At 45.5% G+C, this 24,404-nt stretch carries 25 protein-coding genes; 20 read left to right on the top strand and 5 right to left on the bottom strand.

The features are described 5' to 3' along the window. Positions 1-191: 191 nt before the first annotated feature. The 4 genes from PCH02S_RS23220 (at position 192) to PCH02S_RS23205 (ending at position 3,910) form a co-directional block, all read left to right on the top strand. On the top strand, positions 192-848 hold the full coding sequence (locus PCH02S_RS23220) for a deoxynucleoside kinase (RefSeq protein ID WP_127456476.1): 657 nt from the start codon (positions 192-194) through the stop codon (positions 846-848). A 448-nt stretch (positions 849-1,296) separates the two neighbouring features. Beyond that, on the top strand, positions 1,297-2,508 hold the full coding sequence (locus PCH02S_RS23215) for an FAD-dependent monooxygenase (RefSeq protein ID WP_127456475.1): 1,212 nt from the start codon (positions 1,297-1,299) through the stop codon (positions 2,506-2,508). A gap of 33 nt (positions 2,509-2,541) precedes the next feature. Then, entirely contained in the window at positions 2,542-3,522 is a 981-nt protein-coding gene (locus PCH02S_RS23210) for an NAD-dependent epimerase/dehydratase family protein (protein WP_127456474.1), read from the top strand. 79 nt (positions 3,523-3,601) lie between these two features. Further along, complete coding sequence (locus PCH02S_RS23205; RefSeq protein WP_127456473.1) at positions 3,602-3,910, top strand: DUF4870 domain-containing protein; 309 nt, start codon at positions 3,602-3,604, stop codon at positions 3,908-3,910. A gap of 84 nt (positions 3,911-3,994) precedes the next feature. Here PCH02S_RS23205 and PCH02S_RS23200 read toward each other — a convergent pair whose 3' ends face one another. Beyond that, entirely contained in the window at positions 3,995-4,747 is a 753-nt protein-coding gene (locus tag PCH02S_RS23200) for an MBL fold metallo-hydrolase (RefSeq protein WP_127456472.1), read from the bottom strand. Positions 4,748-4,990: 243 nt separating this feature from the next. On the opposite strand from PCH02S_RS23200, the gene PCH02S_RS23195 reads away from it, so the two are divergent. From PCH02S_RS23195 to cyoD, 5 genes are all read left to right on the top strand, one after another. After that, positions 4,991-5,248, top strand: a complete 258-nt coding sequence (locus tag PCH02S_RS23195) for a hypothetical protein (RefSeq protein ID WP_127456471.1) — start codon at positions 4,991-4,993, stop codon at positions 5,246-5,248. Positions 5,249-5,523: 275 nt separating this feature from the next. Continuing rightward, positions 5,524-6,513: a ubiquinol oxidase subunit II gene (gene cyoA, locus PCH02S_RS23190; protein ID WP_127456470.1), complete on the top strand. Its 990-nt coding sequence runs from the start codon at positions 5,524-5,526 to the stop codon at positions 6,511-6,513. A 34-nt stretch (positions 6,514-6,547) separates the two neighbouring features. Beyond that, positions 6,548-8,527, top strand: coding sequence for a cbb3-type cytochrome c oxidase subunit I (locus PCH02S_RS23185; protein ID WP_127456469.1), 1,980 nt, complete (start codon positions 6,548-6,550; stop codon positions 8,525-8,527). Beyond that, the gene (gene cyoC, locus PCH02S_RS23180) at positions 8,527-9,144 is read left to right on the top strand and encodes a cytochrome o ubiquinol oxidase subunit III (RefSeq protein ID WP_127456468.1); all 618 of its coding nucleotides are present in this window, start codon (positions 8,527-8,529) and stop codon (positions 9,142-9,144) included. The genes PCH02S_RS23185 and cyoC overlap by 1 nt, the downstream gene beginning before the upstream one ends. 1 nt (position 9,145) lies before the next feature. Further along, entirely contained in the window at positions 9,146-9,478 is a 333-nt protein-coding gene (gene cyoD / locus PCH02S_RS23175; protein WP_127456467.1) for a cytochrome o ubiquinol oxidase subunit IV, read from the top strand. Positions 9,479-9,550: 72 nt separating this feature from the next. Here the strand turns inward: cyoD and PCH02S_RS36755 are convergent, their stop codons facing one another. Continuing rightward, a complete protein-coding gene (locus PCH02S_RS36755) occupies positions 9,551-9,685 on the bottom strand; it encodes a hypothetical protein (protein WP_258567612.1) in 135 nt (44 codons plus the stop codon). Between the two features lie 177 nt (positions 9,686-9,862). Here PCH02S_RS36755 and PCH02S_RS23170 point away from each other — a divergent pair, with 177 nt between their 5' ends. Then, the gene (locus tag PCH02S_RS23170; RefSeq protein WP_127456466.1) at positions 9,863-11,344 is read left to right on the top strand and encodes a L,D-transpeptidase family protein; all 1,482 of its coding nucleotides are present in this window, start codon (positions 9,863-9,865) and stop codon (positions 11,342-11,344) included. Positions 11,345-11,429: 85 nt separating this feature from the next. Here PCH02S_RS23170 and PCH02S_RS23165 read toward each other — a convergent pair whose 3' ends face one another. Beyond that, positions 11,430-12,545: an aminopeptidase gene (locus PCH02S_RS23165; protein ID WP_127456465.1), complete on the bottom strand. Its 1,116-nt coding sequence runs from the start codon at positions 12,543-12,545 to the stop codon at positions 11,430-11,432. A 169-nt stretch (positions 12,546-12,714) separates the two neighbouring features. On the opposite strand from PCH02S_RS23165, the gene PCH02S_RS23160 reads away from it, so the two are divergent. Then, positions 12,715-13,257 carry a hypothetical protein gene (locus tag PCH02S_RS23160; protein WP_127456464.1) on the top strand — a complete coding sequence of 181 codons (543 nt, stop codon included), beginning with the start codon at positions 12,715-12,717 and terminating at the stop codon, positions 13,255-13,257. Continuing rightward, on the top strand, positions 13,172-14,407 hold the full coding sequence (locus PCH02S_RS23155; RefSeq protein ID WP_246069221.1) for an MFS transporter: 1,236 nt from the start codon (positions 13,172-13,174) through the stop codon (positions 14,405-14,407). Before PCH02S_RS23160 ends, PCH02S_RS23155 begins: the two co-directional genes overlap by 86 nt. Before the next feature lie 46 nt (positions 14,408-14,453). Here PCH02S_RS23155 and udk read toward each other — a convergent pair whose 3' ends face one another. Both udk and PCH02S_RS23145 read right to left on the bottom strand, forming a co-directional pair. After that, positions 14,454-15,089, bottom strand: a complete 636-nt coding sequence (udk, locus tag PCH02S_RS23150) for a uridine kinase (protein WP_127456463.1) — start codon at positions 15,087-15,089, stop codon at positions 14,454-14,456. Between the two features lie 115 nt (positions 15,090-15,204). Then, a complete protein-coding gene (locus tag PCH02S_RS23145) occupies positions 15,205-15,522 on the bottom strand; it encodes a hypothetical protein (RefSeq protein ID WP_127456462.1) in 318 nt (105 codons plus the stop codon). A 307-nt stretch (positions 15,523-15,829) separates the two neighbouring features. Here PCH02S_RS23145 and PCH02S_RS23140 point away from each other — a divergent pair, with 307 nt between their 5' ends. From PCH02S_RS23140 to PCH02S_RS23110, 8 genes are all read left to right on the top strand, one after another. Continuing rightward, a complete protein-coding gene (locus tag PCH02S_RS23140; protein ID WP_127456461.1) occupies positions 15,830-16,210 on the top strand; it encodes a hypothetical protein in 381 nt (126 codons plus the stop codon). 13 nt (positions 16,211-16,223) lie between these two features. Beyond that, the gene (locus tag PCH02S_RS23135) at positions 16,224-17,759 is read left to right on the top strand and encodes a sensor histidine kinase (protein WP_127456460.1); all 1,536 of its coding nucleotides are present in this window, start codon (positions 16,224-16,226) and stop codon (positions 17,757-17,759) included. Continuing rightward, positions 17,756-19,321 (top strand): DUF3369 domain-containing protein, encoded by a 1,566-nt coding sequence (locus PCH02S_RS23130; RefSeq protein WP_218033178.1) that lies wholly within the window; start codon positions 17,756-17,758, stop codon positions 19,319-19,321. The genes PCH02S_RS23135 and PCH02S_RS23130 overlap by 4 nt, the downstream gene beginning before the upstream one ends. Before the next feature lie 76 nt (positions 19,322-19,397). Then, positions 19,398-19,538 (top strand): hypothetical protein, encoded by a 141-nt coding sequence (locus tag PCH02S_RS35860; RefSeq protein ID WP_164819706.1) that lies wholly within the window; start codon positions 19,398-19,400, stop codon positions 19,536-19,538. A gap of 236 nt (positions 19,539-19,774) precedes the next feature. Continuing rightward, positions 19,775-20,626 (top strand): patatin-like phospholipase family protein, encoded by an 852-nt coding sequence (locus PCH02S_RS23125; RefSeq protein ID WP_127456459.1) that lies wholly within the window; start codon positions 19,775-19,777, stop codon positions 20,624-20,626. 247 nt (positions 20,627-20,873) lie between these two features. Then, positions 20,874-22,424: an ABC transporter ATP-binding protein gene (locus PCH02S_RS23120; protein ID WP_164819705.1), complete on the top strand. Its 1,551-nt coding sequence runs from the start codon at positions 20,874-20,876 to the stop codon at positions 22,422-22,424. Next, the gene (locus PCH02S_RS23115; protein WP_127456457.1) at positions 22,421-23,470 is read left to right on the top strand and encodes an ABC transporter permease; all 1,050 of its coding nucleotides are present in this window, start codon (positions 22,421-22,423) and stop codon (positions 23,468-23,470) included. The genes PCH02S_RS23120 and PCH02S_RS23115 overlap by 4 nt, the downstream gene beginning before the upstream one ends. Beyond that, on the top strand, positions 23,467-24,381 hold the full coding sequence (locus PCH02S_RS23110) for an ABC transporter permease (RefSeq protein WP_127456456.1): 915 nt from the start codon (positions 23,467-23,469) through the stop codon (positions 24,379-24,381). The genes PCH02S_RS23115 and PCH02S_RS23110 overlap by 4 nt, the downstream gene beginning before the upstream one ends. Positions 24,382-24,404 lie beyond the last annotated feature (23 nt).

Here is a 24,404-nt window from a genome sequence, read left to right as displayed (position 1 = left end):
TATTAGTGACAGTATGAACAATTAAACAATCACGAAACCATTGGAACATTTTTTTTGTATGTTTTCGGAATAGACGCAGGATAAAGCAAAAAAATAATGTTTGCAGGACCTTGATTTCCTTGTATAATAGGAAAGCTTTGCGAAAATTGACAGTAGGTAAATTATGATTGGGTAGAAGGAGAAAGGGGTCAATGGCTGTGATTGTGGTTGGGGGAATGATCGGTCTCGGTAAAACATCAGTATCCACTTTACTTGGAAAAGAACTGAATTCAAGTGTTTTCTATGAAAGTGTAGATGATAATCCGATTTTGCCGCTGTTTTACACGTCATCTCCGGAAGAGATTGAGAAGAAGCGTTATCCGTTTCTGCTTCAGCTGCACTTCCTGAATACAAGATTTAAGGCGATTAAACAAGCATTGGTACATAATCGAAATGTACTTGATAGAAGCATTTACGAGGATTGGTACTTTGCAAAAGTAAATAGGGAGCTTGGGCGAATCTCTCAACTGGAATTCGATGTGTACGAAGGGCTTGCAGACAATATGATGTCTGAACTTGCAGAGCTTCCCAAAAAGGCACCTGATCTGATGGTCTATCTCAAAGCCTCCTTTGATACCGTGATGTTTCGTATCGGATTAAGAGGACGCAGCTTCGAGCAGGATCAATCCTTAGTTGACTACTATCGACAGCTTTGGTCAGGGTATGATGATTGGGTAATGAATCATTATCACGCTTCTGAAGTGTTGATCGTAGATATGGACCAAGTGGATGTTGTGAACCGTCCTGAAGATGCGCAAGAATTAGTGAATCGAGTACGAGCTAAACTTTCCGAATTAGCGATTGTTTAATAATGAAGACCCCCTCTAACCAGAGGGGGTCTTTCGAATTATATACAAGGTTAAACGGTTTAAAAAAGATAGCATATTGCCCCGTGCAGTTGCATATACATATCGAATATTGACGGTGTCCCGCTTTATTTGTCGGAAAATACAAGAAGGCTGCGCAAAAAATTCATAAAGGAATGGTGATGAATTTGTTATTTATCGTATGTTATAACGGGAAACCGATGTGCCCTCCACTGCCGAAATTGGCTGCTTCTGAAAAAATGCAAAAACTAAGCCTTTTTTTCTCCAACTTAGAACTGATAGAAGTGCAGCAAGAAAAAGTTGCCAATTAATCGTTAGATGAGAATTAATATGCATGATTGTAATACTCCTTAGTCTTTGGATTAAGGAGTATTTGTCTTTCCCGGAATATGATAAAGTAGATGGAAATGACTGGAACTAGGAGGACGGCATGGAGTCTGTTGCACCCGGCAAGAAAGCGATTATCATTGGGGCAGGCATTGGCGGCCTCACTACGGCCCTATTTTTACAAAAAATCGGATGGGAAGCCGTCATTTATGAGAAAAAGGAAGCGCGTGCTGAATTTGGAGCAGGGATTGTCATCGCCGCGAACGCATTGGAAGTCTTGAATGATCTTGGAGTCGCCGATAAGGTGAAGCAAGTAGGTGCCAAAGTCGGAATGGCTGACATTCGCTCTTGGGATGGCAAAGCCATCACATCCGTTCCGGTAGCCAAACAAGCAGCCAGCTATGGGACGTATAGCTATCTTATTCATCGTGCGAAGCTGCAGGCTATTTTGGCAAAGTCTCTGAGGGATGAGACGAAGTTGTATGATCGGAAAAAGATGATGTCAATTGAACAAAATGAGCATGGTGTCAGCGTTCGGTTTGAGGATGGGACGGAAGACCATGCGGATATTTTGATCGGTGCAGACGGACTGCATTCTGATACGGCTAGGCTCTTGTTTAGGGCAGGTCCGCTGACGTATTCAGGATTTACGGCTTTTCGTGGCGTAGCTGATTATGTAGACCCTGCTTACACTTTAGAGGTTGGCGGAGGTTTTGAAGCTTGGGGCAGTGGGAGGCGATTTGGATTTTCGCAGCTGGGCGAAGGTCAAATCTATTGGTTTGTTGCGATTAATGCCCCTGAAGGCCAAGAAGTGCGGGGAAAGAAAGAGCATGTTCTTCAGCAATTAAGCGGCTGGCATGCTCCAATCGAAGAGGTGGTGATGGCGACAGACGAGCATGAGATTCTCAAACATGATATTTATGATCGTGATCCGCTTACTTCATGGAGCAAGGGGAGAGTGGTATTGCTTGGCGATGCGGCACACCCCATGCTGCCGAATTTGGGACAAGGCGGAGCGCAAGCGATGGAGGATGCTTATGTATTTGCAAAGTGTCTGAAGGAAGCCGCCGATATAACGCTACCTAGTATTAGAAGAGCGTACGAGACGTATGAAGCCATTCGCATCCCACGAGCTAATCGCATTGTACGGCAGTCGAGACGCATGGCCCGAATGGTACAAATGGAAAACCCGATAACCATAAAATTACGTAATTTATTGCTGAGTTTATTTCCTGATTCATTCAAAATCAAGCAGCTGCATTGGTTGCTGGGGTATCGCATGTCCGATTGGGATTGTAAAGAGTGGCTGAAATGATACGATTAGAAGATATAACAATGGAGGGTACTAATGAAAATACTCATTCTTGGTGGTACTAAGTTTCTTGGACGAGCCCTAACGGAAGCGGCAATAGCGCAGGGGCATGACGTTACCTTGTTTCATCGCGGCTTGCATGATGCCAATGCCTTTCCAAACGTTCGGCATATTATTGGCGATCGGAATAACGACTTAGACCTCCTGCAAGGTCGTGAGTGGGATGCGGTGATTGATACCAGCGGGTATGAACCTGAGTCGGTCTTAGCCGCCGCTAAGCAGCTAAAGAATCAAGTGAGACATTACACGTTCATCTCTACGATTTCAGTTTACGAGGATCTGAAAAAAGTGAGTGTTAATGAATCAGCTCCTGTTGCTAAACTGACAGATCAGATGGATCCTGGTCAGAAATACGGCGCAAAGAAAGCCCTTTGCGAACTAGCCGTTCAGCAAGAATTCCCGAATCATACGCTGGTTATTCGTCCCGGTCTCATTGTCGGACCGTACGATGTGTCTGATCGTTTTACATATTGGCCAGCTCGTTTTCACCGTGGGGGTGAGGTGCTAGTGCCATTGCCGAAAGAACGGAAACTGCAATTTATTGATGTGCGCGACTTATCAGCTTGGATTATTCGTTTGGTGGAGCAAGAGATGGTAGGCACGCTGCATGCTAGCGGAAGTGATTATACAATGGAGGAGGTTGTTCAATCTTGTACAGAAAATACTCAGAGTGAAGTTATCTGTACGTGGGTGCCGGAAGAGTTCCTAGTGGCAAATGAAGTCGGAGAATGGATGGAACTGCCGCTTTGGATTCAAAGCGATAGTCTAGTCGGGATGTTCTCCTTGGACAATACGAAGGCTTTTGCAAACGGTTTGACAACAAGACCTTTGATTGAAATTGTTCGAGATACGTTGGCATGGGATCAAAATCGTGCTATGAATGCGGCGCGTGCAGCCGGAATGGACCCTGCCCGTGAGGAGGAACTCTTGCGGATATGGTCGGAAAATATTTTTTGAATTGTGTGAAAATCAATAGAATAGATGGAAAAGTCCGAATATAATGAAATAGTATACTTTGAGAAAAGAGGTGCTGACCATGTACGATTCCACGGATATTCAAAGTAATAAAGGAATGGCTATTATTGCTTATATCTTGTTTTTCGTTCCGCTGATTGCTGCTAAAGATTCGAAGTTTGCTATGTACCACGCGAATCAAGGGCTGACACTATTCCTGTGCTGCGTGATCTTGAACGTAGTGCTGGGAATCATCCCGATTATCGGTTGGATTCTGCTGCCGCTCGCCAACCTGGCGCTATTCATCTTCGCCATCCTGGGCATTGTTGCAGCCGCTCAAGGTCAAGTCAAACCGCTGCCGGTAATCGGCGCATACACGCTATTAAAGTAGTTTGACGTACATAATGGAAAGCAGGTTGCCTTTGGGGCAGCCTGCTTTTTAATTTTAAGAAGGAAACAGCTCGTATTTCGCCACTCAATGCTCTGTTGCTAGCTCAGCAATCCGTGCGTTCGTTTTATCATGAAACAGCCCGCCGTGATAACAAATGACCGTCTCGATGTCATAAGCGGCGAACTTCTTAATCGATTGCTTCGCCAACTCATAATCGTAGCAATAAGCAGGTATAGGACCCATCAACTGTCCGTCGGCAACAACCAATGCATCCGCGGCAATCAACGTTTTACTTGGTATGTGATAAAAGCTTAAATGCCCAGGTGTATGGCCTGGCGTCAAAATGACTTGAAGGCCACCGGCGATCGCAAGCACCTGGCCATCTTCCAAGATGCCATGCACTTTCCCTTTAGGAGGATTTTCTAAATTCGCTCGAAAAGCTTTCCGCCATTCGGGCGAAACATTTGCGGGCAAGCTTGCGACAGCGCGCTCAATGGCCTCCGGCGTGACTTTGATCAACATTTTCTCGCCTTCGATATAAGGTTTCTCGAGCTGGCTGGCAAGTACAGTTAGTTTGCCTGGCATTTCTGTTAAAAATGCTGGCAAACTCCCGATATGATCAATGTCCTGATGGGAGATCACAATCGTTTTTAAATGTTCAAGAGGGACAGAGGCCTGTTCGAATGCTTTACAAAGAAGAGGGTAGTTCCCTGGATAGCCGGTATCAATTAATACCGCACCGTCGCTATCGCTCAATAGGATAGGATAAATAACGTTTGTTTGTCCCATGATGAGAACTTCCAGCTCCAACATATGAATTCCGTTTGCGATTTGCATCGTAATCCCTCCAACGTGATAGTAAAGAATGAAACTATCATACCTATAGAGGGGTGTTTAAGTCAATAAAATATTTAATTATAACACAAAAACAATAATATGTCAATAGTTAATTCTGTGAAAATCCGATTTTTATTTTTGTCCAAAATTTGATCAACGTGTGAATAAAATATGAACATTTTTTTATTTTTTGTGTTATAATAACTATATTAGACTTTTACTTCTGAGTTTGGAGTGATGATGATGGCTGTTAAAACAGTAACCGTAAGTAATGAACGCAGTGAACGTGATGTGGTGCCATTAGTGAAGTTAATGACTATCGCGGCATGGGCTTTGCTTGGCATAGGGTTAGTATTAAGCTTGTTGAGTTTGGATCATTTCAGTGATCGCAATGCTATGTTAATGATTGGAATCGGATTCATGGTAGGCAGTGTTTTCGTTTATGTGATTCGCACAGCGATTCATTTGGTTCATTCCCGTGCGGTGTCGAAGGACGAATGAGTACAAAAAACTTGAATAAATTTAGCCTTTCAGGTGAATAACTTGAAGGGCTTTTTGATTTTCATGGATTTTCATACTTTTACATAATAGTCAACAAACGTTGTGTGACATTTGTTTTACAGTAAAACGTCGATCCTTTGACGTATTTGTTAAGTCCTGCTAGTGCCTGTGTACTTTTAAATGCAATTTGTTATCTTAGTATTAGATAAAAAAGCGCATGTTAATAAATACTTAGAAACAGCACTTTGTAGATTGTGGATTAGGAGGTTAGTTGGATGAAGAAGAGAAAACTCGTAAAAGCATTGCTGCCCTTGATGATGATTGCCATCGTCGTGTTATTGGCAGGCTGCAGCGGTCAAGCAATGGTATTGGATCCGAAAGGACCGATTGCTGAAACGCAAAAAGATTTGATGTACATCTCCACGGTTATGTGTTTGGTCATTCTTGTTCCGGTTTTGGCACTAACGGCATGGATTGTATGGCGGTATCGGGATCGAGAAGGAAGTAAAGCTTCTTATAAACCGAACTGGGCACACAACACAACACTAGAAGCTGTATGGTGGTCAATACCGATTATTATGATTGCGGCACTCGCTGTAATCACGGTTAAATATACGTATGCTTTGGAGCCATCCAAACCGATTAAGTCGGAGAAAGCTCCAATTACGATCCAAGTGACATCGCTGGATTGGAAATGGCTGTTCACTTATCCGGAGTTAGGCATTGGCACACTTAACTATGTGCAAATTCCAGCGGATACACCAATCAAGTTTGAACTGACTTCTGATGCTCCGATGAACTCATTCTGGGTTCCGCAGTTAGGCGGACAGATTTATACGATGTCAGGAATGGCCATGACCTTATATTTGCAGGCGGATGAGATTGGTCATTATTTCGGAACGGGAGCTAATTTCAGCGGATCCCATTTCGCCGATATGACATTCGACGTGAACGCGACGTCCCAAGCGGACTTTGATGCCTTCGTTGCAAAAACCAAGCAATCGCCAACCAAACTTACGATGGAAAGTTATGAACAACTGGCGAAGCCTGGTCAATTAAAAGAGGTTCAGTATTTCTCCACCATTCCAGACGGACTATTTCAGAAGGTGGTAACGAAATATACGAATGGCCAATCCGCTCATAGTGGCCATGGAGCTTCTTCTGAAACCAATCATGATGCGATGAAAACCTCATCGGCGTCAGAAAAAAGTGAAGCGAAAGATTCTAAAAAAATGGATCATAGCCAAATGAATATGTCAAAATGATAGAACGAAGTTTTTACGAAAGGAAGTCATGCTCATGTTGGATCGTATTAAAGAGTTCGCATCAGAGTTTTTCGTAACGGGCGACCCGCTTATTCTGGGCGCTCAGGTAAGTATCGGGCTCTCGATGGTTGCTATGGTTTTCGTACTGACTTATTTTAGGAAATGGGGCTGGCTCTGGCGGGAGTGGTTAACTAGCGTTGACCATAAACGGATTGGAATCATGTACATCATTTGTTCCATCCTGATGCTTTTCCGCGGTGGCGTCGACGCGCTTTTGATGCGTGTACAGCTCGCCGTGCCAAATATGCAGTTTCTACAAGCCGATCACTATAACGCAATTTTCACAACGCATGGCGTTATTATGATTTTGTTCATGGCGATGCCGCTCATGTTCGGTTTGTTTAATATCGTTGTACCTCTACAAATTGGAGCGAGGGACGTTGCCTATCCGTTCTTGAACTCACTCAGCTTCTGGTTGTTCTTCTGGGGAGCGATGCTGTTCAACGTGTCCTTCGTCATCGGCGGATCGCCGGATGCAGGATGGCTGAGCTATCCACCGCTTTCCGAGCTATCCCACAGCCCGGGCGTCGGACAGAACTTCTATATTTGGGGGATTCAGATCTCCGGTATCGGTAGTTTGGCGACGGGGATTAACTTTATCGTCACGATTATCAAAATGCGTGCGCCAGGCATGACGCTGATGAAAATGCCGATGTTTACTTGGTCTGTATTTTCCAGCTGCGTCACGATTATCTTTGCATTCCCTATTCTAACGGTTACTCTAGCGTTGTTGTTCCTGGATCGCTTCTTCGGTGCGCATTTCTTCACCTTGGATGGCGGCGGAAATCCGATGATGTACATCAACTTGATCTGGATGTGGGGACATCCTGAGGTTTACATTGTTGTCCTTCCGGCATTCGGGATTTTCTCGGAAATCGTTGCAACGTTCTCCAAGAAGAAATTGTTTGGTTACAAATCCATGGTTTTCGCGATGTTCATCATCAGCTTGTTGTCCTTCTTCACATGGGCGCATCACTTCTTCACGATGGGTTCAGGCGCGGATGTCAATGCGTTCTTCGCACTTACGACGATGCTGATTGCGATTCCTACCGGGGTCAAAGTCTTTAACTGGTTATTCACCATGTTCCGAGGGAAAATTCGTTTCTCGACGCCGATGATGTGGACGATTGCGTTCATACCGTGTTTCGTCGTAGGGGGAATGACAGGGGTCTTGCTTTCTGTTGCACCTGCTGACTTCCAATTCCATAACAGTTACTTCCTGATCGCGCATTTCCATCAAGTTTTAATTGGCGGTGTAGCTTTCGGATACTTCGCAGGTTTGTACTACTGGTGGCCAAAAATGTTCGGCTTCAAGCTCAACGAGCACTTGGGCAAATGGGCTTTCTGGCTGTGGAATATCGGCTTCTATGTTTGTTTCATGCCGCAATATTTCTTAGGCTTAGACGGTATGACTCGCCGTACGTATACGTACGATTTCGATATGGGCTGGGGACCGCTCAACTTGGTATCCACCATTGGCGGTTTCTTGATGGGGATCGGGTTCCTTTTCCAAGTATGGCAAATTGCTCACTCCATTAAGTTCAGAGAGCCGGATGTAACCGGCGATCCGTGGGATGGCCGTACACTGGAGTGGTCAATTCCTTCACCGGCGCCAATTTACAACTTTGCTGTTCTTCCACAAGTGTCTACGATTGATGCATGGTGGGAGACGAAGCAAAAGCAAGGTACACAAGCTAAAGCAGCAGCGGCGGCACCAGTCGTCTATGAACCGATTCATATGCCCAAAAATTCGGCTATTCCATTCCTGAAATCCGCATTTTGGTTCTTCGCAGGATTTGGTTTCGTATGGGATTGGATGTGGCTCACGATTCCAGCGCTGATCGGTGTCGGAATTTGTATGATAGCTCGTTCATTTACTTATGACACAGACTACTACATTCCGGTTGACGAAATTAAACGGACAGAAGCCGCATTGAAAGGAGCGAAAGTCTAATGGCACATGCAGCCGCGAACGGTGGGCACGACGCTCATGCACACGACCATGAACATGATCACGAATCGCTCAAGACCTTCGGATTCTGGATTTTTCTAATCACGGATGTCATTTTGTTCGGATCTTTATTTGCCACATATATGGTTCTCCATCAGAATACGAATGGGGGACCTACACCGGAAGAGCTTTTCAAAATGCCGGGTATCATCGCTGAGACATTTATTTTGCTTACCAGCTCATTCACGAGCGGTTTAGCGGTGTTAGGCATGAACAAGGGGAACATGAAGCAGTTAATCGGCTGGCTAATTGTTACCGTCATTCTAGGGGCTTCTTTCGTCGGCCTTGAGGTAACGGAATTCATTACCATGGTGAATCACGAGGGAGCATCCATTAGTACAAGTGCTTTCTTGTCCGGTTTCTTTGCACTCGTAGGGACGCACGGGCTTCACGTTTCAGTGGGATTGATCTGGATGATCGGGTTAATCCTGCAGCTTAGACGCAGAGGCATTACAGCTGTGACCAAGCGCAAAGTGGAAATTATTTCTCTTTACTGGCATTTCCTTGACGTCGTTTGGATCTTTGTTTTCACAATCGTTTATTTGATGGGGGTGATGTAAGATGAGCGGACACCAACACCATACTGGAACTCACGATAACCATGCACACGGGTCGTTAAAATCTTATATCATCGGCTTCGCGCTCTCCATCATCTTAACCATCATTCCACTGGTTGTTGTTATGAACCATATGATGGGTAAGACTGGAACACTGGTTTTAATTCTCATCATGGCTATTCTGCAGTTTGCGGTGCAATTGTTCTTCTTCATGCATGTGAAGGAAGGCGAGAATGCACGTTGGAATATTATGACGCTGATATTTGGTCTCATTATTCTCGTGACCATCGTTGGCGGCTCCATTTGGATCATGACTTACAACCAAGTGGCGCATTAATACAAGCTTAAAAGGAAAAGACGCTCTGAACCGCGATCACGCGTGAAGGGGCGTCTTTTTCCTATTAGGAGCTTAGCATGATGACTTGTTATTGCGTTCTTTCATTTCACGTTTATCTTGTTGGGCGGCTTTGTCTCCAAATTGATCCAAGCGAGAAGGGCTGCCGGATGGTCCGTTGTTTTTCGGTTTGCTGTTTCTCCCACTCATCTCTATCACCTCCGAGATTCAGCTTTTGCTAAATAGACAAGGTTCATGCTGGTGCTTTCAGGAAGCAAGAAAGGGGTTGTTTTCATATCAGTAACATGATACATTATGTATCAGAGATACTAAACGTATCAGTCATCCGTTATGGACAAGCTAATCTATTGAACGGAGAGGAGCCGAATGATACGCCGGAACCAGCGATTTCGTAACCATCTCGATGACAATCTCATTCATTTGCGCAAGAACTTGTTCATTTCTCCATCCGACCCGATGTACTATGAGAAGGTGATCCGGTATCTGGATGCTACTTCACCGGAAGCTCATTATAAGATCGGGCAAAAGTTTCAAAAAAGAGGGAATTTCAAGCGAGCTATTTTTCATTACAAGGAAGTTCTGCGCACGTACCCATCACCGTTCTACTCCGCCGCAAATCGAGCGATTCGCGACATCGAAGAGGAAAAGGCCGCACATGCGATGAACATGCAGCAAGCTTTCCCGGAGGAAGCGAAGGGGATTTTGCCGCCTTTTATGAAAACGCTGCTCATCGTTCTACTCGTCCTTAATCTTTTGTTAATCGTTTTGTTTGCTGGGAGTAATCCGCTCTACAAAACCATTTCTACAATGAAGGTCTGGGGCGCTGGGAGTGACATTACCTACGAAACGGTTGACGCGCCTTTCGTGATGTACATCGCACCTGAGACCGAAAACCAAGCGATTGAAACCGCATTGCACAAACAAGCGCTGGAGCTGGCGAAGGAAATGCCGAAGACGAACATCCTGATCTACGGCGTTATTTCCCAGGATAACACGGCTCAGGGGAAAACCATGCTGCTCCGAGATGAGGAATTGACGAAGAGTGCAGTGGTCGTTGCACAGTACCATCCCGCGACAGATGAAGCCGTAAAAATTCGTTTCTTGAATACCGAATTTGGAAAGCACCAACCGCTTAGTGCGTTTGGTGCTAATTTAGTTCGCACGGCACTGGAGGCATATAGCAATGATCATGGCAGCCCGCCAGCCCGTCTGGATGCGCTGCTGCAGGATTATCCGAACAACTATCTTAGCTTTATCCCTTTGGAAGCGACAACGGGTTCTAATGGCATTTCTGAGGCTTTCACAGGGAAGGGGGGCTGGGTGTACTCACCGGATGCGGCAAACCCTTCTCAGATGTTCTATGCGAATTCCGCTGATGTGCAGGATATCCCGTACGAACCCGTTCATATTGAAATCAATAAGAAGGAACATCAACTTAAGCTTGTAAGCGGAGATTATATTTTATGGGATAAAGAAATCGGCCTTGGCGCAAATGATCGCACACCGCAAGGTCAATTCCTCGTGAAGGACCGCGTGCAAAACCCTCAGGGAAGCCGCACACAGAGTTACGGGGAAGCCGGTTTGGGGCTGGGGGCAATTGCGCTTCACGGCACTTACGATGAGAGCTCCATCGGTTCGGACAAATCGCTGGGGTGTGTGAGATTGACAAACGGGGACGTGCAGCAGCTCTTTCCATTTGTACCTAAGGGCGCAGAAGTGCAAATACAGGCAGCGACATGGACTGGGGCAAGCCATAAACAGCTGAAGGACATCAATCTGCTTATTCCTGCCACGCGGCCGACTTTAGATGAGTCGCCGGAAGACGTCATGTTCCATTGGCTTGGATAAGTAAATATGCCAAATTTAATGCCATTACATAAAAAAGCAGCTGAAGCTATCCGGTCGTTACGGTATGCCTCAACTGCTTATTTGATTACATTAAGTTTTCCGGATTAAGCTTCTCAAGCTCCGGTAGGACGAATCGTCCATCTTTGCGAATAAGCACATCGTCAAAGTAAATTTCTCCGCCGCCGTATTCCGGACGTTGGATCAGGACCATATCCCAGTGAACGGAGGAACGGTTCGTGTTATCCGCGGTTTCATAAGCTTGGCCTGGCGTGAAGTGGATGCTGCCGTCAATCTTCTCATCGAAAAGAATGTCTTTCATCGGATGCTGAATATAAGGATTCACCCCGATAGCGAATTCGCCGATATAACGCGCTCCGTCATCCGTATCCAGAATATCGTTTAATTTCTTGGTATCATTGCTGGTTGCTTCCACAATGCGCCCGTTTTCGAAACGAAGCACGATGTTCTCGAAGGAAGTGCCGGAGTAGATCGTTGGCGTATTGTAGCTGATTACACCGTTCACAGAGTCTTTCACCGGTGCTGTGTACACCTCGCCATCCGGAATATTTCTCAGCCCGGAGCAAGGAACTGCGCCAATATTTTTAATGGAGAAGGAGATATCCGTGCCTTTGGCAACAAGACGAACTTTATCTGTTCGTTTCATCAGGTCTACCAGCGATTCCATAGCTGTCGCCATTTTGCTGTAATCGAGGTTGCAAACATCAAAGTAGAAATTTTCGAATTCTTCGGTGCTTTTGCCGGCAAGCTGAGCCATGGAAGGGTTCGGGTAGCGCATGACACACCATTTGGTATTGTTAATGCGCTCGTCAAAAAGCGGACGTTGGAAATATTTCAAGTACAGGCGCATTTGCTCATCTGGCACGTCGGACGATTCTGTAATGTTATCTCCGCTGCGAACGGCTACATAAGCATCCATCTTCTTCATGCGGGCAAGCTCGAAATCAGCCCATTCACTAAATTGTTCTTGAGTCCCTTTCATTTGCAAGCTTCTCATGACCATAGGATCACGCAGTTCAATGAACGGCTTGCCGCCTACGGCATATACTTCTTCGATGAAGCATTTGGCGAGTTCGGGATCTTTGACGCCAATCATCTCAATCAGAATGTTCTCGCCAGGTTGAAGGCTAACCGAGTAGCGGATAATGTTGCGGGCAAATGTTTGAAGTCTCGGATCTCTCATTCTATAGGTCTCCCTTAATTGAAAATTAGTACTTAGAAAGTATATCGCAATGGGAGCCTTAAAGCCAATTGAGCCCTCATTTCATAGAACTTTAAAGGGTATGCTACAATAGAGAATTGTGAAGAACTAGACTTGCTTAAGCACATCAAACATCAAGAGGAGGACATGCATGGCAAGAGAGCAAATTAAAGTACCTTTCGGGTATGAACCCCCTGCCCAAACGCACAAAGGCACGGTGTTTGTATTCGAAACATTCGAAGATTGGACGGAATCCGACATGCAGGCTTTTACGGCATGGGCGGAGGAGAAGAAATTCGTCAGAGCCATCTTTTACCCGCAGCATGAAGAAACGCTTCGTAGAATGGCTATTACGAGCAGTATGCCCTATTATGCCAGAGTGAAGCATTTGGAAAGCCTTGTGAAACAAGTGAACACTTCGGTTCAAGTGGATGTAGACACATGGGAGGGAAAACGCAAGAAATATACCCCTCTGGATACTTCCTTGCATTTTTTAACGGAGAAATCATCAGGTCCTTATTTTTTATGCCTAAGTGATCGCTATGCCAACTTGTTCGTTACGTATCCGTCCTTCAAAGAATGGATTAAGAATCTAAGATTATACATTCATGAGCAGTTCCATGTCCCGCTCCATGGCAAGCTGCACGATTACGAACAAAGATGGGAAACTGTTCGTTTTGGAAATGGCTCTTAGAGAGGGGCTCGCCCCCAGAAAATTAACCATATTAATTATGGTCATTATCGTAGCGGGCATGAGCCAAGGCATGCTTCTGCCGCTGCTTACGATCTTGCTGGATCGATCAGGTGTATCTACCGATGCCAATGGTCTGAATGCCGCTGCTCTGTATATCGGTATCTTCTCAACGATGTTCTTCATCGAAAAGCCGGTCAGGCGGTTTGGCTATAAGCCGGTTATTATGGTTGGGATGGGACTGGTCATCGCGGCGAACTGCTTGTTTCCTGCCTGGCAGCATATTGGATTCTGGTTTGTGCTTCGCTTAATGGTAGGAGTAGGGGATAGCGCTCTCCATTATGCCACACAACTATGGATTGTAACGTCCAGTCCCAAAGAGCATAGGGGACGCAATATCACGCTGTACGGAATGGCCTACGGCATCGGGTTCAGCATAGGGCCAGTTGGGATTACGCTCTTAAAAGTGGGGATTTGGGGGCCGTTTCTGACCACAAGCAGCTTTTTTATTGTCATTTTGCTGCTCATGACAAGGCTGAAAAATGAGCGTCCTGAAAGAGGCGAACGCGTGGAAGCTGTACATAAGCGTGCTTCAAAAGTGGCGGCCATAGCTTGGTTTCCACTAATTACTTCGCTTCTGTATGGGTATATGGAAGCCTCTATGAACAGCAACTTTCCGCTCTACGGTTTACGCATAGGCCTGTCAGAGGCTAATATTGGAGTTCTTTTGCCTGTCATGGGCGTAGGCGGCCTTATCATGCAGCTGCCGCTGGGCATATGGAGTGATCGCATCGGGAGGAAGAAAATCCTCATTTCATCCGGACTTATTGGCGCCTTAGCCTTTCTATGTATCCCTTTTGCAGGCACGAAACTATGGCTGATTGGCTTATTATTTGCCATAGCCGGAGGCATGGTAGGTTCGTTTTTTTCGCTTGGACTAGCCTACGCGGCAGACATTTTACCTAGACATCTGCTTCCCACGGCCAACGTATTGGCATCTATTCAGTATAGTGTGGGGAGCATTGCCGGGCCTTTAATCGGAGGAATGGCAATTCGCTATTCGAGTGCGGCCAGCATTTTTTATGTGCTCAGCCTAATTTACGTCCTATTTGCACTCTCTGGGCTTATGTTTCGCCGTGAAAGAGCGGCATAATGAAAGACACTCTTACCAAGAATGGCGAGAGTGTCTTTTGCTTGGTTTAGCCTATTTCATAATCGGCTGCCTGATCCGTCATATAACGTTCCGTCAGAATCGTCAGCATGGAGATCCCGATTTGGTTTTCTCCGCCTTCAGGAATAATAATGTCCGCATATTTCTTGGAAGGCTCGATGAAAGCATCATGCATCGGCTTCACCGTCGTCAAATACTGATCGAAGACCGATTGCAGCGTGCGCCCCCGTTCGTTAATGTCCCGGGAAAGTCGGCGAAGGATACGCACATCCGGGTCCGTATCAACAAACACCTTGATATTCAAAGCGCTGCGAAGATCTTCATCGGTTAATACATGGATGCCTTCTAGCAACACAATAGGTTTAACTTCAACTCGGATCGTTTCTTGCGAGCGCGCATGCTTCGAGAAATCATACACGGGGATATTGACTGCGTTTCCGTTCTTCAATTCATTCAGATGCTTAAGCAGCAGCTCGTTCTCAAACGCGCGCGGGTGATCGTAGTTGATGCGCTCCCGCTCTTCAAAAGTAAGACCACTATGATGAAGATAGTAATTATCTTGTGAAATTAATGTCACGTTCGTGGATCCCAGTTTATTAATGATCGATCTGGCTACTGTAGTTTTTCCTGAACCGGTACCTCCGGCAATTCCGATAACGAGCATGAAATGTAGTGCCTCCCCAAATAACTTGAAAACCTTCCCCAGTAGTTTAACATATTGTTCATATAAAAAGAAAAAAGCGATCGAATTTCGATCACCTTTTACATAGAACCGATGTTTACCGAATTTGTTTAGGGGTGTGAAATTTCACCTGATTGGCATCGACGTCTTGAGAAGCTTGATTCAACTGCTCCAACGTTTGCTGGATTTGCTGCCCATACTGCTCATTATTGTACGTTTCAAGTTGGGCCTGTGCATCCCTGACTTTGTGCTTGGCTTGCGTCAGAGCGGCTTGTGCGGATTGTATATCTTGAGGGTGAGCCTGCACGATGGCTCTTTGCAGTTTATACTCAGCGTCTGAAGCCAATCGTATGGCTTGATCTGCTGCGTCAATGGCGTGTTGGACCTGCATCGAAAAATCACGGGTGTCGGACATAGGGGAGAGCCTCCTAAGATCGAGTTATTTTAAAATGAACAGTGACTTTACTACATTGCTCCAAAGCTGGGGAAATCATTCTTCATTCGGGAAATGAAATTATTTCCTGGGCAAGCGCAAAATGTGAGCGTTCTTATGACGATTCGACAAGAAATGTCTGAAAATTAAGAATACATTGAATAGTGTTCTAATAAAGGATTTTGTTTCCAAAATATAAGTGGACAAACCATATGAATATTCATAAGCTAAAGAGGATAGCTTTTTTTGACATGAATAGACAATTAACGATTAAATAGGGGATGAAAAGATGAGAATTTGTAAAAGTATTTACTTGGCAGCTGCAATGGCCATCTTCATTTCCGGATGTGGGTCTGCGAAAACGAGTACAGCGCCGACAAATACGTATACGCCAACATTAGAAGTCAGTGCGGCTGTTAATGGCGATGCCGTAACGCTGCAGATGACGACCGACCTGAAGATTTCTAAGGAGCATTATGATCATCAACGAGTTGAAGGGGAAGGGCACATCCATATTTCCCTGGATAAAGGCGAGAAAATTGTCGTGACGGACAAACAGAAAGTGCTGGACCATTTGAGCAAGGGGCCGCATGAAGTCAAAGTATCCTTACATAACAACGACCATACGCCTTACGACGTTAGCAAAACGATAACGTTTGACGTGAAATAGGAGCCTCTTGCATATGCTCATACTGCGAAAGAAGCTCAGTTTACAGAAACGAGTCGTATTTCTGATTACATCGGTGACGGTCATTATGATTTCGACGATGATGGTGTTCGATACGAAGAGTTTAAATCAATCCATCAAAGAAGCTTATGTGAGCCAAATTAGCGGCATGACCATCGCCATCAACGGACGTTACGAGGAATCCCGATCGATTTCGGATGTGCAGCAAATTTTTGACTATATTCAATATAAAAACACGCGGGTTCTCGAAATGAAGCTCTACAGCAAAGACGGAGCTATCCTGGCTGCTTCTGATCGTGAACAGGTCGGCAAGCGTCTGGATCCATCCAGCGTGATTATTCCAAAGCAGGACAAAACGATCGTAGACCGGCTGCCAATGGCGAAAAGCGAGAAGCCAGTTGTAAGACTCATTGCGCCGCTGCAAGAAGATGGCATGGTTGTTGGAGCCGTGGAAGTCATTTTCGACTCTTCCGAGGAGTCTGTGCTGCTTAAGAAGCGTACGAAGCTCATTTTAGCTGTAGGCATTAGCATTGCTATCATCTTATCCGTTTTGCTATGGCTTATCTTACGCACAATTGTCATTAGACCTTTAAGCAAGCTTCGCGAAGCTGCTGTGATTGTCAAGCAGGGCGGGGAGCTTCCGCTGCTGCAATTTCAGGCTTCTCCCGAAATTTCGGAAGTATCCGAAGCTTTTAATGATATGGTAAAAAATCTGGATGAACGTTATAAGGAGCTCCAGCAGGTGCTCAACACGCTGCAAATTACCCAGGATCAATTGGTTCAATCCGAGAAGATGGGAGCCTTAGGCAACCTCGTTGCGGGTGTTTCCCATGAAATTAATACTCCAATAGGCATCGGAGTTACCGCGATCACCTATTTGGATCAGAAGACGAAGGATTTCCGGAGCTTGTACGAAACAGGTAAAATGAAAAAGTCTGATTTGGAACAGTTTCTTTCCATCATCGGCGAAACGAATGCCATGGTCCAGACGAATTTGGAACGAGCCTCTTCACTAGTGCGGAGCTTTAAGCAAATTTCCGTCGATCAGAGCGTGGAAGTGAAACGCACGTTTCTTTTGAGGGAGTATCTAGAAGGAATCGTTGCCAGTTTGAAGCCATCACTGAAGAAAACGAGACTTCGTGTAGACATCTATTGTGATGATGGCCTTAATCTGTATACATATCCAGGAGCGGTATCGCAAATTGTTACGAATTTAGTTATGAATTCAGTGAATCATGCCTATGGACCAGAGGATGAAGGAAGTCTAAGCATTCGTGTCACTGAACACCAAGATCATATTCAGATCGCTTATTCCGATGATGGCAATGGAATGACGCAGGAGGTACTGGATCATATCTTTGATCCCTTCTTTACGACCAGCCGCGGCAAAGGCGGTACCGGCTTAGGCATGAATATCGTTTATAACCTTGTCACGCAATCGCTGAATGGCAGCATCCAGTGCTTGAGTACGCTGGGACAAGGCAGTTTATTTATGATCACGATTCCGTTAGAGGAGGAGTCCGAGCTATGACGAGACAGGATGGGTTAATGGACCTGGATGAACTTCTTTTTGCTGATGAGGAAGAGAACGTTCCCACAAATGATGTGGTAATGGAACAGGATCCATGGATTGTCTTAATTGTCGATGATGAAAAACAGATTCATCAAGTGACGAAGATGGTTTTGCAGGAGTTTGAGTTTGATGGCAGGAAGTTGGAGTTTCACAGCGCTTTTTCCGCTGCAGAAGCTAAACAAGTCTTGCAACAGCAGCCTAATGCAGCATTGGTTTTGCTCGATGTAGTGATGGAGCAGGAAGATGCAGGGCTTCAAACTGTAAGATATATACGCGAGGAATTAAAAAATACCGCGATCCGCATTATCTTGCGTACAGGCCAGCCTGGTCAAGCTCCTGAGCGTACAGTCATTATGGATTATGACATTAATGATTACAAAGAGAAAACCGAGCTAACGACGCAAAAGCTGTTCACGACCGTCGTTACCGCGCTGCGCTCCTATCGGGATTTGAAGACAATTGAGAAAAGCAGATCAGGCTTGGAGGAAATCATTAAATCTTCGGCAACGCTGTTTGAGCTGCAATCTATGAAGAAGTTTGCCTCGGGCGTATTAACGCAAATGACCTCAATCGTTAATTTGCATAAAAATGCCATTCATTGCAGCTTTGCCGTAACAAAGGGTGTCGAGGATATTTATATCTTGGCTGCGAGCGGCGACTATGCGTCCAATCAGGATGAAAGAGCGCGTGACGTCGTTCCCGAGCACGTTCTCGGTGAAATTGAGCTCGCTTTTTTAACGAAAAAAAGCTCGTTTGCTTCCGACCGTTTTGTGATTTATTTTCAAAGCAAGATGGGCATGGAGAATGTCATTTATATGAATGGCTTCAAAGAGCTCAGTGAGTGGGAGCGGTATTTGATCGATATCTACTGCACGAACGTTTCCGTTGCTTTCGAGAATATTTATTTGAATGAAGAGTTGGAAAGCACGCAGCAAGAAATCATCTATACGATGGGGGAAATCACGGAAACAAGATCCCGTGAAACGGGGCATCATGTGAAGCGAGTAGCGGAATATTCGCGTTTGCTGGCGATAAAATACGGATTGTCAGAACAAGAAGCAGAGGTTATTCGTCTAGCCTCGCCGATGCACGATGTCGGGAAAGTGGGGATTCCGGATGCGATCCTGAATAAGCCAGGCCCATTGACGCAGGAAGAATTCGAAATTATGAAAACCCACTCAAATTTGGGTTATGAAATGCTGAAACATTCGAACAAGCAAGTGTTGAACGCAGCGGCAATCATTGCGCAGCAGCATCATGAGCGATTCGATGGTTCAGGGTATCCGCATGGACTTCGCGGCGAGGATATTCACGTCTATGGGCGTATTACGGCGTTAGCCGATGTGTTTGACGCACTATGCAGTGATCGTGTTTATAAGAAAGCATGGGAGCTGGATAGGGTGCTGGATTTATTAAAAACAGAACGCGGACGCCATTTTGACCCCGTGGTTGTGGATCTTTTTCTGGAGCACTTGGATGAATTTCTGGTGATTAAGGAGCTTTACAGAGAACAACGTTAACGGCATTAAGGATCGATAAAGCATAATAAGCCGGCAGCCTTCTCATACTAGGTGGGAGATGATGGAGGTGAAGGCAATGACCAAAGTGAATCGTCCTGATAAGAAGAATAATCAGCAGAATGACGCTTCCTTGATGGAAGAAGCTCAGACGTTAAAGAAGCAAAATGCTGCTGAATTTCCACCTAGCTTAAACAACATTAACAAAACGAATTCATAGTTAAAGCGGTAAGGCTGTTCAAAAGGTCACGATAGACCTGCGAGCAGCCTTTTCTTATAGGCTTGCGGAATTTGGTCAAAAACGCGGATTATGTGGGGTAATTCCCGAATCCATATAAAAAAAGGGCTTGAACCTGCTTCTTTGTCATTCTTACGGAGACGGAGGAGCATTTATTTTAATTGACATTTCCTGTATGCTAATAAAGGGCTAGAGATAGACAGAAAGAAGGTGTCACGATGGAAGGAATTGGACTCGTACTGGAAGGCGGAGGTATGAGAGGTGTATATACCGCGGGAGTCTTGGAATACTTTATGGAACAAGATTGGTATTTTCCGTATGTAGTTGGTGTATCAGCAGGGGCCTGCAATGCGGTATCCTATATTTCGAAACAACCTGGTCGCAATAAGAAAGTGACCATTGACTATATTGGAGATCACCGGTATTTAAGTTATCGCAATTTATTGCGTCAAAAAAGCATTTTTGGCATGGATTTTATCTTCAATGAACTGCCTAATAAATTAGTGCCGTTTGATTACGATGCATTTTATCGTTCCCCTCAGCAATTTGCTATCGGAACTACCGATGCGCATACAGGAGAGCCGGTCTATTATACGAAGCATCAGCTCGACCAGCAAACGATGCCGATCGTTCAAGCCTCAAGCTCGCTGCCGTTTGTTGCGCAGCCCATTCATTATGATGGCCGTACTTTGTTTGATGGCGGCTTGGTAGATCCAATCCCTGTGAGGAAATCAGTTGCAGACGGGAACAGAAAACATATCATTGTCTTAACCAAAGAGATGGGTTATCGCAAGACCCCTTTTAAACAGCGCTGGTTGGCTAAAAGCTTTTACCCGAAATATGATGGCTTGGTAGATGTATTAGTTAATCGTAGTGAAATTTATAATGGCACTTTAGAGCTCGTTAGGCAAATGGAAGCGGATGGCAGCGCGATCGTCATTCGTCCATCGTCCAAAGTGCTGGTAGGCCGAATGGAGAAAAACCCTAAGAAACTCGAAGTTTTACATGAGTTGGGTTACCAGGATGCGAAGCGGATGGGCTCGCAGTTGAAAGAATGGCTTGTAAATTAAAAATTTGTTATCTTGATTTACAAATAAAATCATCCCAATGAAACCACATTCCAACCAGGGAAGGTGGTTTTTTTATGTCATTAAATGTTACATATAATAAATCTAACAAGTGTTTCTCACCAATGGAATTCAATGATTATTAGTCTTTTCTACTAACGACATCCCATTATTCATGTAATATAATTAGAAACATCAGAGAGATAGAGAAGTTATGTTATGAAAAATAACATGGATGAAGAGGTGTTGTATGGAGACCAACCTGGATTCAATTCCTCTAGCGCCTTTGCTAGAAGCTAATCAATTGGTCAAACGCTTCGGGGAGCTACTCGCTTGCAATAAGGTTGATCTTCAGGTATTGGCCGGGGAAGTGCATGCCATTCTCGGCGAGAACGGAGCGGGCAAGAGTACACTAATGAAAATGATTTCAGGTGTTTACAGTGTAGACGAGGGGACAATGAAGTGGCTCGGTGAGGAGGTTAGGCTCCAATCGCCAGCGAAAGCCAAAGCGCAGGGTATTGGTATGGTTTACCAAGATTTTCGTCTCGTTCCAGCACTGAGTGTACTTGAGAACATTGTTTTAGCTATCACGAATAAGGGCGTCTTCATGAATCGAACGAAAATACGGCAACAAATCCTTGAAGTTTCAGTTCGCTATGGAATTTCCGTTAATCCTGATGCTTGGGTATGGCAGTTGGATCTAGGGGAGAGGCAACGTGTTGAAATTCTCAAGGTGCTGCTAATGAAAGGGACACGGCTCATTATTTTTGATGAACCAACGAGTGTCTTAACGCCAATAGAGGTTGATGCGTTCCTACAAATGCTGGATCGTCTGCGAAAGGACCATTACGCTGTATTATTAATTACACATAAAATCAATGAGGTAATGGCAGTTGCAGATCGTGTGACCGTACTCCGTCACGGGTCAGTGATCTATACAGCAACCCAAGAAGCTAATTTCACAGGGGATCAGCTTGTGGCCAGTATGATGGGGATGAAGCAGCTTGTGAAGCTGGAAGAACGAACTCCATGGATCGCCAGCTCTCAGGTTCCTGTGCATGCTTTGCAAGGGCGCCAGCTGACAATTCAGGATGATCATGGCCAAATGATTGTGGATGGAATTGATATATCGATCGAGAAAGGGAAGATTGTTGGCATTGCTGGCATCTCAGGAAATGGCCAAAAGGAACTATTCGAGGCACTTTTTGGTCTGAGAGCCCTCTCATCTGGTTCTCTAATAATTAATGGTATTAATCTAACGAGCTCGCCAGTCAAAGCTTACATTGATGCAGGTATGGTCTTAGTCTCAGAAGATCCTTTGACGGATTCGGTCATTGCTGGTTTTACCATTCTCGAGCATATGGTGCTTGCAGGTCTTCCGATGAAGCCCAAGGGTCTCGGTATGGATTGGTCGTATATTCGTTCACAACTTCAAGCAAGAAAAGAAGTGCAAGTGCTAGGACTTGCGGATCCTGACAGAAGGGCAGATCGTCTATCGGGAGGGAATGTACAGCGAATGATCTTGTCGAGAGCACTCTTGAAGGAACCTAGTGTTCTCCTCGTTAGCTATCCAAGTCGTGGGCTTGATATCGGAACGACGCGTTCAATTCAGAATATGTTGATTGACCTCGCTGATAAAGGCGCCGCTATTCTCTTGATTTCGGAGGATCTGGGTGAACTATTCGCCCTTTCGGACGAGCTGCTCGTATTATCGAATGCAAAGCTGCATGGACCGTTTATACCTTCAGAAACCGATGCCTATACAATAGGTCAAATCATGTTGAAAGGGGAAACAGCATGAGTGTGATTGTGCCCCTAAAACAACGTCCTGCTAAACCGAAATGGGGAGTTATCCTTACTCCTGTATTCGTTGTTATTGCACCGCTTCTAGCGTTTGCGCTATTTCTGCTTGCTTCTAATGTGAATCCCATTGTTTTGTATGGTACGATGCTTCGCTCCACATTTGGGGATTTGTATGGTTTTGGAGAGGTGGTCATTAAAGCCACACCTTTTATTCTTACGGCTCTCGCGGCAGCACTGCCAGCGAAGGCAGGGATGATCAATGTAGGTGGTGAGGGGCAGCTAGCGATTGGTGCCCTGGCTGTTACCGCTGTTGGCATGTACCTACTTCCAACTGTGCCTGGTTGGGTTGGCATTCCCATTCTCGTCATCGTCGGCGCCTTAGGAGGCGCAACGTGGGCAGCGATAGCGGCTGTTGGTAAAGTGAAAGGTAAAATGAATGAAACCATCACAACACTGCTCTTAAACTATGTGGCTTACTATACGATTGGTTTCTTCGTACACAGTCTCCTCAAGGATCCCGCCTCTTTTAATTGGCCGTTCTCCAAAGAACTCGCCGAACAACTTCGTTTAGTCACGTTCTCAAGCTCAAGTCGCGTACATATTGGCATTTGTTTTGCACTTATCCTAGCAGGAGTCGTATGGTTCCTTATTAGCCATACCCGTTTAGGATTCCGAATTCGCGTAGTTGGTGGTAATGTGCTTGCTGCTAAACGAGCCGGTTTTCAAGAGACCCATATTCAGCTTTGGGTCCTGATCGCGGCAGGCGCTTTGGCTGGCATCGCAGGCATGATTGAAATCACAGGAATTGAAGGACGGCTCCGCCCGACAACCGGGATGAATTATGGTTATTTAGGCTTCTTAGCCTCTTGGATGGCATGGAATCACCCGTTATGGCTGATCGCGACTTCCTTCATCATCGGGATGATCAGTGTTGCCGGAAATTCTCTTGAGATGACTAGTGGATTACCTGCATCCTCTGTTCAAATTCTTATGGCCTTTGTTCTCTTCGCCATTCTAGCTCTCGGTAGGAGGAAGCAAGCATGAACGTAGTCGATATTGGAACAGGAGCCATTCGTGCTGGCACATCTGTCCTCTATGCAAGCCTAGGCGAATTGATTGCTGAAAGGGCTGGCGTCGTAAACCTTGGGACAGAAGGCTCCATGTTGGGCGGGGCTTTAGGCGCTTTTGCAGTAACCGTTTGGTTCGGGAATCCGTGGTTAGGGGCACTCGCAGGGGGGCTGCTTGGTGCCGTGTTAGCCCTGATTCATGCCTTCTTGGTTATTTCACGCAAAGCCAATGCGTTAGCCAGCGGTTTGACCGTGATGTTCTTCGCGATAGGCTTGACTTCCTTTCTTGGCCGAGGTTTCGTGAACAAACAAATTAATGGCTTTGAAGCGATTTCCATTCCTTACTTATCCCAAATCCCTTTTATTGGACCGCTGTTATTCCAGCATGACAGTCTAACGTATATCTCTATTTTGATGGTTCCTATGATTTGGTTCCTCCTATTCAAAACAAGAATAGGCGTCATATTACGGGCGACAGGTGAACGAGAGGAAGTCGTCTACACGTACGGCTTTTCGCCGAAATTAATTCGGTATTGCGCGGTGATGACAGGAGGTTTTCTAGCGGGAATAGGGGGCGCGCAGCTTTCTACTGCCTACACGCATACCTGGGTCGAAAATATGACTCAAGGTAAAGGAGTCGTAGCCGTTGCTCTTGTGATCTTTGCAGCTTGGAGGCCAACCAAAGCCCTGCTTGGTGCTTATCTATTCGGAGGTGCGCAATCCTTGCAGCTTGTTATTCAACAACAGGGGTACGATATTTCCCCCTTTCTGTTATTCATGACACCTTATGTGATCACATTGCTGGCGTTATACATGGTAGCTCGCAACCAGCGGAGTCAGATGCCGGAAGGCTTGTCCAAAGTGTTCACAGGTGCGGGAGGAGGCTGAGCAGCTAAAGAGTCTGGAGCAAT

It is taken from the genome of Paenibacillus chondroitinus NBRC 15376, from assembly GCF_004000765.1.
GTDB lineage: Bacteria > Bacillota > Bacilli > Paenibacillales > NBRC-103111 > Paenibacillus_E > Paenibacillus_E chondroitinus.
Note: the sequence above shows the minus strand (reverse complement) of the source record. Positions and strands in the feature narration are given on the sequence as shown.

Bases quoted from the DNA above. Each gene is read 5' to 3' on its own strand.
- PCH02S_RS23220 (WP_127456476.1), top strand. From the start codon at position 192: ATGGCTGTGATTGTGGTTGGGGGAATGATCGGTCTCGGTAAAACATCA.
- PCH02S_RS23215 (WP_127456475.1), top strand. From the start codon at position 1,297: ATGGAGTCTGTTGCACCCGGCAAGAAAGCGATTATCATTGGGGCAGGC.
- PCH02S_RS23210 (WP_127456474.1), top strand. From the start codon at position 2,542: ATGAAAATACTCATTCTTGGTGGTACTAAGTTTCTTGGACGAGCCCTA.
- PCH02S_RS23205 (WP_127456473.1), top strand. From the start codon at position 3,602: ATGTACGATTCCACGGATATTCAAAGTAATAAAGGAATGGCTATTATT.
- PCH02S_RS23200 (WP_127456472.1), bottom strand. From the start codon at position 4,747: ATGCAAATCGCAAACGGAATTCATATGTTGGAGCTGGAAGTTCTCATC.
- PCH02S_RS23195 (WP_127456471.1), top strand. From the start codon at position 4,991: ATGGCTGTTAAAACAGTAACCGTAAGTAATGAACGCAGTGAACGTGAT.
- cyoA (WP_127456470.1), top strand. From the start codon at position 5,524: ATGAAGAAGAGAAAACTCGTAAAAGCATTGCTGCCCTTGATGATGATT.
- PCH02S_RS23185 (WP_127456469.1), top strand. From the start codon at position 6,548: ATGTTGGATCGTATTAAAGAGTTCGCATCAGAGTTTTTCGTAACGGGC.
- cyoC (WP_127456468.1), top strand. From the start codon at position 8,527: ATGGCACATGCAGCCGCGAACGGTGGGCACGACGCTCATGCACACGAC.
- cyoD (WP_127456467.1), top strand. From the start codon at position 9,146: ATGAGCGGACACCAACACCATACTGGAACTCACGATAACCATGCACAC.
- PCH02S_RS36755 (WP_258567612.1), bottom strand. From the start codon at position 9,685: ATGAGTGGGAGAAACAGCAAACCGAAAAACAACGGACCATCCGGCAGC.
- PCH02S_RS23170 (WP_127456466.1), top strand. From the start codon at position 9,863: ATGATACGCCGGAACCAGCGATTTCGTAACCATCTCGATGACAATCTC.
- PCH02S_RS23165 (WP_127456465.1), bottom strand. From the start codon at position 12,545: ATGAGAGATCCGAGACTTCAAACATTTGCCCGCAACATTATCCGCTAC.
- PCH02S_RS23160 (WP_127456464.1), top strand. From the start codon at position 12,715: ATGGCAAGAGAGCAAATTAAAGTACCTTTCGGGTATGAACCCCCTGCC.
- PCH02S_RS23155 (WP_246069221.1), top strand. From the start codon at position 13,172: ATGAGCAGTTCCATGTCCCGCTCCATGGCAAGCTGCACGATTACGAAC.
- udk (WP_127456463.1), bottom strand. From the start codon at position 15,089: ATGCTCGTTATCGGAATTGCCGGAGGTACCGGTTCAGGAAAAACTACA.
- PCH02S_RS23145 (WP_127456462.1), bottom strand. From the start codon at position 15,522: ATGTCCGACACCCGTGATTTTTCGATGCAGGTCCAACACGCCATTGAC.
- PCH02S_RS23140 (WP_127456461.1), top strand. From the start codon at position 15,830: ATGAGAATTTGTAAAAGTATTTACTTGGCAGCTGCAATGGCCATCTTC.
- PCH02S_RS23135 (WP_127456460.1), top strand. From the start codon at position 16,224: ATGCTCATACTGCGAAAGAAGCTCAGTTTACAGAAACGAGTCGTATTT.
- PCH02S_RS23130 (WP_218033178.1), top strand. From the start codon at position 17,756: ATGACGAGACAGGATGGGTTAATGGACCTGGATGAACTTCTTTTTGCT.
- PCH02S_RS35860 (WP_164819706.1), top strand. From the start codon at position 19,398: ATGACCAAAGTGAATCGTCCTGATAAGAAGAATAATCAGCAGAATGAC.
- PCH02S_RS23125 (WP_127456459.1), top strand. From the start codon at position 19,775: ATGGAAGGAATTGGACTCGTACTGGAAGGCGGAGGTATGAGAGGTGTA.
- PCH02S_RS23120 (WP_164819705.1), top strand. From the start codon at position 20,874: ATGGAGACCAACCTGGATTCAATTCCTCTAGCGCCTTTGCTAGAAGCT.
- PCH02S_RS23115 (WP_127456457.1), top strand. From the start codon at position 22,421: ATGAGTGTGATTGTGCCCCTAAAACAACGTCCTGCTAAACCGAAATGG.
- PCH02S_RS23110 (WP_127456456.1), top strand. From the start codon at position 23,467: ATGAACGTAGTCGATATTGGAACAGGAGCCATTCGTGCTGGCACATCT.